This window comes from Pseudomonas sp. LAP_36 (genome assembly GCF_019456785.1).
Lineage (GTDB): Bacteria > Pseudomonadota > Gammaproteobacteria > Pseudomonadales > Pseudomonadaceae > Aquipseudomonas > Aquipseudomonas tritici.
On record NZ_JAHZMS010000001.1, the window covers coordinates 150,516 to 163,962 of the forward strand.

A 13,447-nucleotide genomic window follows, 5' to 3' on the forward strand; every position below is an offset into this window, starting at 1 on the left:
AGCCGGTTAGGCAGGTCCGGCGCCGTCAATAGCGACGGCGCCGAGCGTTTTTCTTATTTACTTCACCTGGGTGGTGGCGAAGTTATTTGTACCCAGAGGGCTTTGGGTGAAGCCTTCTACGTTCTTGCGCATGGCGGTGAACAGTTTCGGGTAAGCCATGGGAAGCCATGGTTGGTCCTTGTCGAAAACGTCCTGTGCTTGTTCATAGAGTGCAGCGCGCTGGCCGGGTTCAGCGACGGCACGTGCCTTATCGATCAAGTCTTGAAACTCTTTGTTACACCAACGTGCGTAGTTTTCGCCGTTTTTCGCAGCATCGCAACTCAGGTTTGGCGTAAGGAAATTGTCCGGGTCGCCGTTATCACCTACCCAGCCAGCCGAAACCATGTCGTGCTCGCCGTTTTTAGCACGCTTGAGCATCTCGCCCCATTCCATAACTTTGATATTGACCTTCAAGCCAATCTGCGCCAGATCCGCCTGCATGCGCTGTGCGCCGAGCATCGGGTTAGGGTTGGTCGGGCCGCCGCCGTTACGGGTGAACAGGGTGAATTCGGTGCCTTCCGGTACGCCGGCTTCCTTGAGCAGGGCGCGGGCCTTGTCCAGGTCGCGGGGCGGATTCTTCAGCTTGTCGCTGAAGCCCAGCAAGGTCGGCGGATAAGGGCCGGTGCCCACCACCGCATTGCCTTTGCCGAACAGGGCTTCTGTATAGCCGGCCTTGTCGAACGCGATGTTGATCGCGTGACGGACCCGCGCATCGCTCATGTATTTGTGGGTGGTGTTCAACGCCGTGTAACTGGTGGTCATCGCTGCCAGCTCATCGACTTTCAGGTTAGGGTCTTTCTTGATGCTTGGAATGTCATCCGGCTTGGGGAATAACGCGATCTGACATTCGTTGGCCTTGAGCTTCTGCAGGCGCACGTTGTTATCGGTGGTGACCGCCAGGATCAGCGGGTCTACTGCCGGTTTGCCGCGGAAATAGTCGGGGTTGGCCTTGAACCGCGCCTGGGCGTCTTTCTGATAACGGGTGAAGATGAACGGGCCAGTGCCGATGGGCTTGGCGTTCAGGTCTTCGGTCTTGCCGGATTTGAGCAACTGGTCGGCGTATTCCTTCGAATGGATTGAAGAAAATGCCATGCCCAGGTCGGCCAGGAACGGTGCTTCAGGACGGGTCAGGGTAAAGACGACGGTATGATCGTCCGTCTTCTCTACGCTCTTGAGCAGTTCCTTGAAGCCCATGCTTTCAAAGTACGGGTAGCCCACGAGGGACTTTTTATGCCACGGGTGATTCGGGTCCAGCTGGCGCTGGAAGCTCCAAAGCACGTCGTCGGCGTTCATGTTGCGCGTGGGTTTGAAGTAGTCGGTGGTGTGGAACTTGATGTCGTCACGCAGGTGAAAGGTGTAGGTCAGGCCATCGGCGCTGATCTCGGGCAGGTCTTTGGCCAGCGCGGGGATCACTTCAGTGGTGCCGGGCTTGAAATCCACCAGGCGGTTGAACATGGTTTCAGCAGCAGCGTCAGCGGTCACGGCCGTGGTGTACAGGACCGGGTCGAAACCCTCCGGGCTGGCTTCGGTGCAGACCACCAGCGGTTTGGCCGAAACGCCGATCGCCACGCTCAACAGCGCGGCAGCCATGGCGGCTTGTAGTGGAAGCATTTTCATTCAGAGCCCTCTGCAATCGATGGGACCAGACAAACGTAGACGGCGAGCTCGTCCTGAGCCCGCCGTCTACCTGGCGCTAATTAAAGGATGTTGAATGGAACAGTGGTCACCAGACGGAACTCTTTGATGCTGCCATCTGCCTGGAACTCGCTGCCACGGTGCTCAACATAGGTTGCGCGCACGGTGGTGGCCTTGAGTGGGCCGCTTTGGATGGCGTAAGAGCCGCCAACACCGTATTCCTGGTGTTTTTCGCCGTCCTGGTTCTGGATGCCGTCGTAGGCGAACTTGGCCCGACCGTTGTTGCCGGTGTAGTGAGTGCCGTCGATGCCCCAGCCACGCGCCGAGTAGATGTTGAACTTCAAGCCTGGCACGCCGTATTCGGCCATGTTGATGCCATAGGCAACCTGGAACGATTTCTCGTTCGGGCCGTTGAAGTCAGAGGTCAGGGAGTTGGCCAGGTAGATGCCGTTGGTTTCGTGCAGGTAGTCGAAGTATTCGTTACCGTTCACAGCCTGGTAGGAGAAGGTCAGGCTGTGTGCCTGGTGAGCCAGGCCCAGGGACAGGGAGTAGGTATCGTTGTCGATTTCCCCCATCTCTTTTTTGCCTTCATCGACAGTCTTGTAGTAGTTGAAACCGGTGGTCAGGGCCAGTTGCTGGGCATCACCCAGCTCGTGGGTTGCGCCGAAGTAGTACTGGTTCCAGAAGTCCTTCACGTTGGCGCCGAAGACGCTGACTTTCAGGCTTTTCAGCGGCTGGTAGTTCAGGCCCAGGGTGGACACCTTGTCGGTTTCCGCGCCATTGCCGTATTCGCTGCGGAATTTCGACAGGCTCTGTTCGGTACGTGGCGAAACGCGGTCAAACACGCCACCTTGGAACGACAGGTTGCTGAACTCTTCGCTGTTGAAACTCACACCTTCAAAGCTCGATGGCAGGGCACGGTTGCCGATGGTGTCGACGATGCCGCTGCTGAAGTTCTGACGACCGGCAGTCAACGTGGTGTTCGACACACGGAACTGCACGTTGGCCAGGCCCAGTTTGCTCCATTGGCCTACTGCATCACCGTCGGAGTCAGCCAGGGTACGGTTGGAGCCGCCCTTGATATCACGCTTGCTGCGGTCCAGGACCACGGCGTTGTACACCGCCAATTCAGTCTTGACGCCTACGGTGCCCTGGGTGAAACCCGAGCTGGCGTTGATGATCGTGCCCTGTACCCAGTTGGTACGGTTACGGTCAGTCAGCGTCTGGCCATGCTTTTTGTATTCGAAGGTGCCGCCACGGTATTTGCTTTCGTGGGAGTACCAGTTACGCGTGGTGCCGCCCAGGCTGAAGTCTTCGATAAAGCCTTTGGCTTCGCTTTGCGCGCTGGTGCCGGCCAGGGTAGTCGGAACGAAGTCCTGGCTGACGGATTCAGCGTAGGCGGTGGCCGTGATGCTGCTGATGGCCAGGGCCAGAAGCGCTTTGCTGCTCAGTTTCATGAATGAAGCTCCTTTGGTTCTCTTTTTAATGCCGGTCTTTTTTGGTGATCCGGCTATTGGGTGTGTAACTCGTTCAAGCCATTGCAAACGTTTGCCGTAGGAAAAATCCTAATAGAAGGCCGCGCGTTTGCAGCAAGGCGATGTTCGCCCTGCGCAATCCGGTTATTTTCTTATGGGGTGATACTGACGCCCGAGAACACGTTGCGGCCGAAGGGGCTCACTTTGAAACCTTCGACTTTGGTGCTTAACGGCTGGTTGACCGTCGAGTGGGCGACTGGCGTGATTGGCACCTGCTGCTTGAGCAGTTGCTGCGCCTGTTTGTACAGAACAGTCCTTTGTTCGCGGTCAGTCACGACCTTGGCTTGCTTGATCAACTTGTCGTACGCCGGGTCACACCACATGGAGTAGTTGTTCCCGCCGATGGCGTCGCAGCTATAAAGCGTGCCCAGCCAGTTGTCCGGGTCACCATTGTCGCCGGTCCAGCCGATCAGGCTGATATCGTGCTCACCGTTCTTGGTGCGCTTGATGTACTCGCCCCACTCGTAGCTGACGATCTTGACCTTGAGGCCGATCTTGGCCCAGTCGCTTTGCAGCATCTCGGCCATCAGCTTGGCGTTGGGGTTGTACGGCCGTTGTACCGGCATTGCCCACAGGGTGATCTCGGTACCTTCCTTCACGCCGGCGGCCTTGAGCAGTTCCTTGGCTTTTTCCGGGTTGTAGGCGGCGTCCTTGATGCTGTCGTCGTAGGACCACTGCGTCGGCGGCATCGCGTTGACCGCCAGTTGCCCCGCGCCCTGGTACACGGCATTCAGAATGCTCTGCTTGTTCACCGCCATGTCCAGCGCCTGGCGCACTTCGAGCTGGTCGAATGGCTTGTGGCGCACGTTGTAGGCGATGTAGCCGAGGTTGAAGCCTGGCTTGGTCAGCAGTTGCAGGTTCGGGTCCGCCTTGAGGGCGTCCACGTCAGCCGGGCGCGGATGCAGGGTTACCTGGCATTCGCCGGCCTTGAGTTTTTGCACCCGCACCGAAGCGTCGGTGTTGATGGCGAAGATCAACTGGTCGAGCTTGACCCGGCTCGGGTCCCAGTACTGTTTGTTGGCCACGTAACGGATCTGCGAATCTTTCTGATAACGCTGGAACACGAAGGGGCCAGTGCCGATCGGCTTCTGGTTGATATCGCTCGGCTTACCGGTCTTGAGCAACTGCTCGGCGTATTCGGCCGACAGGATCGCAGCGAAACTCATGGCAATGTTCTGCACGAACGCAGCGTCGACCGTGTTCAAGGTCATCACCACGGTGTGCGGGTCGGTTTTCTCGACCTTGGCAATGTTCTTGTTCAGGCTCATTCCGTTGAAGTACGGAAACTCGGTGGGGTAGGCCTTGCGAAACGGGTGCTCAGGGTCAAGCATGCGGTTGAAGGTGAACAGCACGTCGTCGGCGTTGAAGTCCCGCGTTGGCTTGAATTCCTTGTTGCTATGGAATTTCACCCCTTCACGCAGGTGGAAGGTGTACGTCAGGCCGTCTTCGGAAATATCCCACTTGGTTGCCAACCCCGGCACCACATTGGTCTCACCTTTTTCAAACTCAACCAGGCGGTTGTACAGCGGCTCGGCCGCATCGTTATCGGTGGCGGTGGTGTACTGCGCGGTGTCAAAACCTGCCGGGCTGCCTTCCGAGCAGAACACCAGGCTCTTCTTGTCGGCGGCTTGGCCCATCGTGGCCACGGCCAGAAGGCTGGTGCCAAAAATTGCGGATAGAACGGTGGTATGGCGCATGACGATCCCGATCCTTGTTTGTAGTTGTCATCAGCGAGCAATCACCCTGGCGTTCGGCCAGGGGGACATCACTGATCCCACACGCAGCAAGTACCCTTCCGAGGTTGGTGCTTCTGCTGTCCTACGACGTTATGGGTCGCGGACCTGGCAGTAAATGCACCAAATCGGATTGACCTTGTAGGCAACGGAGTCACGCATCGCAGTTCGCTGCTGTAGGACGCAACGATTGCAAGCGTGGTCTGTTTCCTACGGGTCGGGCGGATGCAATAACGGCGACGTTATGCAACGTCGCCGCCAAGGCTTCTTACTTGCCGCTGACGCTCACGCCGTAGAAGGAGTTCAAGCCAAACGGGCTGATCTTGAAGTCCTGCACGGTGGTGCGCATGGGTTGATACACCGTCGAGTGCGCGATAGGTGTCATCGGGACTGCATCTTTGAGGACATGTTGCGCCTGCTTGTACAGCTCGGTGCGTTTGGCGACGTCCGATGTGGCCTTGGCTTCTTTCACGATGCCGTCGAATTTCTTGTCGCACCATTTGGAGAAGTTGTTACCCGACAGCGAGTCGCAGCCGAACAGCACGTTCAGCCAGTTGTCCGGGTCACCATTGTCACCGCTCCAGCCAATGATCATGGCCTGGTTCTCGCCACCTTTGGAGCGCTTGATGTACTCGCCCCACTCGTAGCTGGTGATTTTCACGTTCAGACCGATCTTCTTCCAGTCGTTTTGCAGCATTTCAGCCATCAGCTTGGCGTTCGGGTTGTACGGACGCTGAACCGGCATGGCCCACAGAACGATTTCGGTCCCTTCCTTGACGCCGGCTTCCTTGAGCAGCGCCTTGGCTTTCTCTGGGTCGAACTTGGCGTCCTTGATGGTGGTGTCATACGACCATTGGGTCGGTGGCATGGCGTTCACGGCCAATTGGCCAGCGCCCTGGTACACGGAGTCGATGATCTGCTGCTTGTTCACCGACATGTCCAGCGCCTGGCGCACACGCAGGTCGGCCAGCGGGTTTGGCTGGTCGCTGCCCTTGACCTTGTCCATGACGTTGTAGGCGATGTAGCCCAGGTTGAAACCGGCCTGGTGCGGCAGTTTCAGGTCCTTGTCTTCACCCAGCGCCTTGAGGTCGGCCGGGCGTGGGAACAAGGTGATCTGGCATTCGTTTTTCTTGAGTTTCTGGATACGCACCGACGGGTCGGTGGTGATGGCGAAGATCAGGTTGTCGATCTTCACATCTTCAGGTTTCCAGTAGTCCTTGTTGCCGGTGTAACGAATGTTCGAGTCTTTCTGGTAGCTCTTGAACACGAACGGGCCAGTGCCGATTGGCTTCTGGTTGATGTCCGCAGGCTTGCCTTCCTTGAGCAGTTGAGCGGCGTATTCAGCCGACTGGATCGAGGCGAAGCTCATTGCCAGGTTCTGGATGAACGCGGCGTCCACAGTGCCAAGGGTGAACTTGACGGTGTGCTCATCGACTTTCTCGATGTTCTTGATGTTGGTGTCCATCCCCATGTCCGTGAAGTACGGGAACTCAGTGGGGTAGGCTTTGCGGAACGGATCGTCCTTGTTGATCATGCGGTTGAACGTGAACAGCACGTCATCGGCATTGAAGGTACGGGTCGGCTTGAAGTACGAGGTGGTGTGGAACTTGACGCCATCACGCAGGTGAAAGGTGTAGGTCAAGCCATCCGAAGACACGTCCCAGCTGGTGGCCAACCCAGGAATCACAGCGGTGCCGCCGCGTTCGAACTGGGTCAGGCGGTTGAACATGGTTTCGGCCGAGGCATCGAAGTCTGTTCCGGTGGTGTACTGGCCTGGATCAAAACCGGCCGGGCTCCCTTCGGAGCAGAACACCAGGTTAGTCGCCGCTTGGGCGAAAGGCGCCGCGGCCATTAGGCCAGCGCTAACAATTAACGGAATGACTGCGTTTCTAAGCATGTTGGCCTCATGATTTGTTGTCATTTTTGATGGTGAGGGCGACCTCGTGAGTCGGCCTGCGGATACTTATGCAGGCGCCATACCCATTGCAAGATGCTGAACCGTTACGAGGGTGAAACAGTGGTACGAACGTACAGGAATGTCGCAATTATGAAAGTTTGTACATATTTGCGCATATTTCGAGGGTTTTTTCGGTGCAAGCAGCGCACTAAAAAAGACCAACCGAGGCGTCTGGCGCACTCGGTTGGGGCGTTGCTGTTACTTATCTAGACTCACGCCATAGAACGGCGTCAACCCGAAGGGGCTGATCTTGAAGTCTTTGACTTCCTTGCGCATGGGTTGGAAAACCGTCGAGTTTGCGATAGGCGTTATAGGTACCTGTTCCTTAAGGATTTTCTGCGCCTGTTGATACCACTTGATGCGCTGCTCGCGGTCATTGCTGATCTTGGCTTGTTGCACGAGTTTGTCGTACGCCGGGTTACACCATTTAGCGTAGTTGCTGCCCTTGACCGCAGCACAACTGTAGAGCACGCCAAGCCAGTTATCCGGGTCGCCGTTGTCGCCGGTCCAGCCATAAATCATCGCATCGTGCTCGCCGTTTTTGGCGCGCTTGATGTATTCGCCCCATTCATAGCTGACGATGTTGGCCTTGATGCCCACCTTTTCCCAATCCTGCTGGATCATCTGCGCGGACATGCGCGCGTTTGGGTTGGACGCGCGTTGTACGGTCATCGCCCACAGGTTGATGGTGGTACCGGGTGCAACCCCTGCTTCTTTTAGTAGCGCCCGAGCCTTGGTCGGGTCGTGCGGCGCGTCTTTGATGGTCGGGTCATAAGACCACTGCGCAGGGGGCAGAGCGTTCTGCGCCAATTGCCCGGCGCCCTGGTACACGGCCTTGATGATCGCCGGCTTGTCGATCGCCATGTCCAGCGCCTGGCGCACCTTGAGCTGGTCCAGCGGCGGGTGGGTCACGTTGTAGGCCAGAAAGCCCAGGTTGAAACCGGCTTGCTGCAGCACGCGCAGATTCGGGTCCTGCTTCATCACTTCGATATCGGCGGGGCGCGGGTAGCCGCTGACCTGGCATTCGCCGGCCTTGAGCTTTTGCAGGCGTGACGCGGCATCCGGGGTAATGGCGAACACCAGGTTGTCGAGTTTCACCTCTTCGGGCTTCCAATACTGTTTGTTGGCCACGTAGCGGATCTGCGAATCCTTCTGGTAGCGCTTGAACACAAACGGCCCGGTGCCCACCGGCTTCTGGTTGATGTCGGAGGCTGTGCCTTGTTTGAGCAGTTGCGCGGCGTACTCGGCGGATTGCACCGAAGCGAAGCTCATGGCCAGGTTCTGCACGAACGACGCATCGACGTTGTTCAGGTTGAAGCGCACGGTGTGTTCGTCGAGTTTGTCGACGCTCTTTATCGTGGTGTTCAAGCCCATGTCGGTGAAGTACGGCGACTCGGAAGGGTAGGCTTTGCGAAACGGGCTTTCGGCATCCAGCAGGCGATTGAAGGTGAACAGCACGTCATCCGCGTTGAAGTCGCGAGTAGGCGTGAAGAAATCCGTGGTGTGGAACTTGACGCCATCGCGCAGGTGGAAGGTATACGTCAGGCCGTCCTTGGAAACATCCCAGCTTGTCGCCAGGCCAGGTTCGACTTCGGTGCCGCCGCGCTTGAACTGGGTCAGGCGGTTGAACACGGTTTCGGCAGATGCATCAAAATCGGTGCCGCTGGTGTACTGGCTGGGGTCGAAACCGGCGGGGCTGGCTTCGGAGCAGTAGACCAGGGTGCTGGCCGCCTGGGCCAACGGCATAAAGGCCAGCAGGCCTGCGGCGAGGAGGAGCGGTTTTAAGGCGATTCTTTCCATGGAGACCCCTGAAGTGGCAGGCATACATAAGCTGCCCAAACGAAAACGACGTCACCGAGGGTAACGCCGTTCAGGTTTGTCAGGTAGGGGTCACTGCATCTGCACTTCGATCACGCCATCGGCACTCATGGTGACTTGGCTGGTGCCGGCTTCTACTTCCGGTGTCGGTGCCGAATCGGCCATCGCTGCCTTCATCATCATGCCGCCACGGGCATAAGGCATTGGGTAACCGTTGGTGTTGAAGTTCAGGTTGACGATCTTGTAGCCCTTGCCGCCCAACGCATCGGTTGCCAGTTGCGCGCGTGCCTTGAAGGCGGCAACCGCATCCTTGAGCAGCGCATCTTCACTGGACTTGCGCGTGGCGTCGGCGATGGCGAAGTCCATGTTGTCCATCTTCAGGGTGGTCAGCAGTTCGCCGGTGAGCTTGGACAGCGCCGGGAAGTCCGCGCTTTCCAGGCGCAGTTCGGCACGCTCACGCCAGCCAGTGATCTTCTGGTTCTTGTTGTCGTAGATCGGGTAGCTGTTGCGGCTGCCTTGGCGCAGGGTCAGGGCTTTGACTTCGCGGGCCTGGCCGAGGGCCTTGTTCATCGTTTCAGTGATTTCGGCGGCGAGCTTGGCCGGGTCGCTGTTCTGGGATTCGGTGTACAGCGTGACGATCATCTTGTCGCGGGCCACTTCCTGGCTGGCCTCGGCGCGCAGGGAAATCTGGTTGTAATGCAGCTCATCGGCGGCCAGGGCCGGAAGGCTGGCCAGGGCGCTGACGCTGAGCGTGATAACGGCTGCACTGCGAGTGAAACGAGACATGAAAGCTCCTTGGAATGTTCGTGTTCGGTAAGACTGTAGACGATGGCGTTGGGTTCTTCGGGTTTACACATTAGCTACAAGTTGCGGCGACGCCGACGAACGGTCATTTGCCCGGCCTGCGGCAAAGAGCCACACGCGCCGTGCCAGCCTGCCGGCTTCGTTTATACTCCTGCCGATCCGCCTGCAGCGCTCACCGGGAGAGCTCATGCTCGCCGCCGTAAAACTGACTTCCGCCACCCGCCAGAACCTCTGGCGCCTGACGTTCATCCGTACCCTGGTACTGGCCGCACAGGCCGGCTCTGTCGGGCTCGCCTATTGGTTCGACCTGTTGCCGCTGCCATGGCTGCAATTGGGCGTGACCCTGGGTTTCTCCATCGTGCTCTGTGTGTTTACCGCCATCCGGTTGCGCACCACGTGGCCGGTGACCGAGCTGGAATACGCCCTGCAATTGGCGTGCGACCTGTTTATCCACAGTGTGTTGCTGTATTTCTCCGGTGGTTCCACCAATCCGTTTGTTTCTTATTACCTGGTGCCACTGACCATCGCCGCCGTGACCCTGCCGTGGCGCTATTCGGTGGTGCTGTCGGGCATCGCGTTGACGCTGTACACCTTGCTGTTGGCGCGCTTCTATCCGCTGCAAACGTTCCCGATCGCGCGGGAAAACCTGCAGATCTACGGGATGTGGCTGAGCTTTGCGCTGTCCGCTGCGGTCATTACGTTCTTCGCTGCCCGCATGGCCGAAGAACTGCGCCGCCAGGAAGAACTGCGCGCCATTCGCCGTGAAGAAGGCTTGCGCGACCAGCAGTTGTTGGCCGTTGCCACCCAGGCAGCCGGCGCCGCCCATGAGCTGGGCACACCCTTGGCCACCATGAGCGTGCTGCTCAACGAAATGACCCAGGACCATCACGACCCGGCGTTGCAAGAAGATCTCGGCGTGCTGCGTGAGCAGGTCAAGCAGTGCAAGCAGACCCTTCAGCAGTTGGTACGCGCCGCCGAAGCCAATCGCCGCCTGGCGGTGGAGATGCAGGACGTGACCCAGTGGCTCGACGAAGCCCTGAACCGCTGGCACCTGATGCGCCCCGAAGCCAGTTACCGTTTTCATCTGCTGGGGCAGGGCAGCGTGCCGCGCATGGCGCCGCCACCGGATTTGACCCAGGCCCTGCTCAACCTGCTGAACAACGCCGCTGACGCCTGCCCCGAAGGCTTGGGCGTACAGTTGGACTGGGATGCCGAAAACGTGACCATCAGCATTCGTGACCACGGCGCGGGTGTGCCGCTGGCGATTGCCGAGCAGATCGGTAAACCGTTCTTTACCACCAAGGGCAAAGGCTTCGGCCTCGGCCTGTTTTTGAGCAAGGCCAGCGTGACCCGCGCGGGCGGCTCAGTGAAACTCTATAGTCATGAGGAAGGCGGTACGCTCACCGAGCTGCGCCTGCCCCGTGTCGCACGAGGAGATATCGATGAGTGACGAGATCCAAGTCGAAGGCGAAGAACTGCCGCACCTGTTGCTGGTAGATGACGACGCCACGTTTACCCGCGTGATGGCGCGTGCCATGAGCCGTCGTGGTTTCCGCGTCAGCACCGCAGGTTCCGCCGAAGAGGGCTTGACCATCGCCCAGGCCGACCTGCCGGACTACGCTGCGCTCGACCTGAAAATGGACGGCGACTCCGGCCTGGTGCTGTTGCCCAGGTTGCTGGAACTCGACCCGGAAATGCGTGTGGTGATCCTCACCGGTTACTCCAGCATTGCCACTGCGGTCGAAGCCATCAAGCGCGGCGCGTGCAACTACCTGTGCAAGCCGGCAGACGCCGACGACGTACTGGCCGCCTTGCTGTCCGAGCACGCTGACCTCGACACCCTGGTGCCGGAAAACCCGATGTCGGTGGACCGCTTGCAGTGGGAGCACATCCAGCGCGTGCTGACCGAGCACGAAGGCAATATATCCGCCACTGCCCGCGCCCTGGGCATGCATCGCCGCACCTTGCAGCGTAAGTTGCAGAAGCGCCCGGTACGTCGCTGAACCTAAGCTGAACAGTCTGCTTCAGGCCGCACAGGCGTATGAACCGATCACCTATGATCGGTTCATACGCCTGTGACCTAATCCCTACCGAGCCTGAACGATGAATCAGAACGCTGAGTACTCCGCGGTCAACGACGCGGTGCGTGGGCAATTTTTACGGCGGGTGTGGGGGCTGATCACGCCTTATTGGCGCAGCGAAGAGAAGGGCAAGGCCTGGCTGCTGCTGTTGGTGGTACTGGGGCTTTCGCTGTTCAGCGTCGCTGTGTCGGTATGGTTCAACAGTTGGAACCGCGACTTCTACAACGCCCTGGAGCACAAGGACTACGACGCCTTCACCCATCTACTGATGTACTTCAGCGTGATTGCGGTGGTGGCAATCGTGACCGGTGTGTTCACCTCCTATTTGCAACAGATGCTCACCATCCGCTGGCGCCGCTGGCTGACGGAAACCTACTTTGCCCAATGGTTGAGCCACAAGAATTACTACCACCTGGAATACGGCGGCTACACCGATAACCCCGACCAGCGTATCTCCGAAGACCTCAACGCTTTTACCAGCAGCACCCTCAACTTGGGGCTGGGTTTTATCAGCAACCTGGTGAGCCTGGTGTCGTTCTCGGTGATTCTGTGGGGCGTGTCCGGCAGTATCGAAGTGTGGGGCATCACCATTCCCGGCTACATGTTCTGGGCGGCGCTGGTTTATGCGGTGGTCGGCAGTTGGTTGACCCACTTGATTGGTCGAAAACTGATCGGCCTGAGCAACCGTCAACAACGGTTTGAGGCCGACTTGCGTTTCAGCCTGGTGCGGGTGCGCGAAAACGCGGAAAGCATCGCGCTGATCAATGGCGAGCGCAACGAACACCAGCAATTGAGTGCGCGTTTCGGGCGGGTGTGGAGCAATTTCTGGAGCATCATGCAGCTCAAGAAGCGCCTGAATTTTTTTACCAGTGGTTACTCCCAGATCGCGATTATCTTTCCCTTTGTGGTCGCGGCGCCGCGTTATTTTTCCGGCAAAATCGAACTGGGCGTACTGATGCAGGTGGCCCAGGCGTTTGGCAGTGTGCAGGGCAGCCTCAGCTGGTTTGTCGACGCCTATACGATGCTGGCCAGTTGGCGCGCCACCTGTGATCGTCTGCTGAGTTTCGGCCAGGCCATGCACGACAACGAAAACCGCACCATGGGCATTGGCTTGCAACATCAAGGCGGGGATTTGCAGGTCAAGGACCTGAGCCTGGACCTCGCAGACGGCCGCCATCTGCTGCAGAGCGCCGACCTGGTCGTCGCCGAAGGTGAGCGCGTGATGCTCAGCGGTCGTTCCGGCAGCGGCAAGTCGACCTTGCTGCGGGCTATGGGCAACCTGTGGCCCAACGGCCACGGTAATATTCGCCTGCCGGCCGAGCGCTCTTTGTTCCTGCCGCAAAAACCGTACTTGCCGATTGGCACGCTGAAGGCGGTGTTGAGTTATCCACAGGACGACAGCGCCTACCCGGCAGAACGTTATGCACAGGTCCTCGAGACGTGCCGTTTACCCCATCTGGTGGGTCGTCTGGACGAAGCCAACCACTGGCAGCGCATGCTCTCCCCGGGCGAGCAGCAGCGCCTGGCCTTCGCCCGTGCGTTGTTGTATGCGCCGCAATGGCTGTACATGGACGAAGCGACGTCGGCTATGGATGAAGAGGATGAGGCAACGCTGTACCAAACGTTGATTGATGAGCTGCCGGGGCTGAGCATTGTCAGCGTGGGGCATCGCAGCAGCCTCAAGCGTTTCCATGGGCGGCATGTGCGGATCGAAAGCGGGCGCTTGCAAGAACAACCATTGGCGTAAGGTCTTGCACTTTTCACATTTGATTTGATGTTGTTTGTGAGACTCACAAAAAAGCCCGGCTGATCATCGATCAGCCGGGCTTTTTATTGTTTGAAGAC

Annotated in this window: 9 protein-coding genes; 3 read left to right on the forward strand and 6 right to left on the reverse strand. The window is 58.5% G+C overall.

The features are described 5' to 3' along the window. Window positions 1–57: 57 nt before the first annotated feature. From JBO08_RS00775 to JBO08_RS00800, 6 genes are all read right to left on the reverse strand, one after another. Window positions 58–1,656 carry an ABC transporter substrate-binding protein gene (locus JBO08_RS00775; RefSeq protein ID WP_065879624.1) on the reverse strand — a complete coding sequence of 533 codons (1,599 nt, stop codon included), beginning with the start codon at window positions 1,654–1,656 and terminating at the stop codon, window positions 58–60. A gap of 80 nt (window positions 1,657–1,736) precedes the next feature. Further along, entirely contained in the window at window positions 1,737–3,131 is a 1,395-nt protein-coding gene (locus tag JBO08_RS00780; RefSeq protein ID WP_065875129.1) for an OprD family outer membrane porin, read from the reverse strand. Window positions 3,132–3,301: 170 nt separating this feature from the next. Continuing rightward, a complete protein-coding gene (locus JBO08_RS00785) occupies window positions 3,302–4,846 on the reverse strand; it encodes an ABC transporter substrate-binding protein (protein WP_371905303.1) in 1,545 nt (514 codons plus the stop codon). A 364-nt stretch (window positions 4,847–5,210) separates the two neighbouring features. Then, window positions 5,211–6,839, reverse strand: coding sequence for an ABC transporter substrate-binding protein (locus JBO08_RS00790; RefSeq protein ID WP_065875127.1), 1,629 nt, complete (start codon window positions 6,837–6,839; stop codon window positions 5,211–5,213). Between the two features lie 258 nt (window positions 6,840–7,097). Beyond that, window positions 7,098–8,699, reverse strand: a complete 1,602-nt coding sequence (locus JBO08_RS00795; RefSeq protein WP_065879623.1) for an ABC transporter substrate-binding protein — start codon at window positions 8,697–8,699, stop codon at window positions 7,098–7,100. A 90-nt stretch (window positions 8,700–8,789) separates the two neighbouring features. After that, window positions 8,790–9,503, reverse strand: coding sequence for an SIMPL domain-containing protein (locus tag JBO08_RS00800; protein ID WP_220074600.1), 714 nt, complete (start codon window positions 9,501–9,503; stop codon window positions 8,790–8,792). A gap of 205 nt (window positions 9,504–9,708) precedes the next feature. Here JBO08_RS00800 and JBO08_RS00805 point away from each other — a divergent pair, with 205 nt between their 5' ends. From JBO08_RS00805 to JBO08_RS00815, 3 genes are all read left to right on the forward strand, one after another. Next, the gene (locus JBO08_RS00805) at window positions 9,709–10,971 is read left to right on the forward strand and encodes an ATP-binding protein (protein WP_065875125.1); all 1,263 of its coding nucleotides are present in this window, start codon (window positions 9,709–9,711) and stop codon (window positions 10,969–10,971) included. Further along, window positions 10,964–11,524, forward strand: a complete 561-nt coding sequence (locus tag JBO08_RS00810; protein WP_043048539.1) for a response regulator transcription factor — start codon at window positions 10,964–10,966, stop codon at window positions 11,522–11,524. Before JBO08_RS00805 ends, JBO08_RS00810 begins: the two co-directional genes overlap by 8 nt. A gap of 100 nt (window positions 11,525–11,624) precedes the next feature. Next, on the forward strand, window positions 11,625–13,349 hold the full coding sequence (locus JBO08_RS00815) for an ABC transporter ATP-binding protein/permease (RefSeq protein ID WP_065946180.1): 1,725 nt from the start codon (window positions 11,625–11,627) through the stop codon (window positions 13,347–13,349). The last annotated feature ends 98 nt before the right edge of the window (window positions 13,350–13,447 follow it).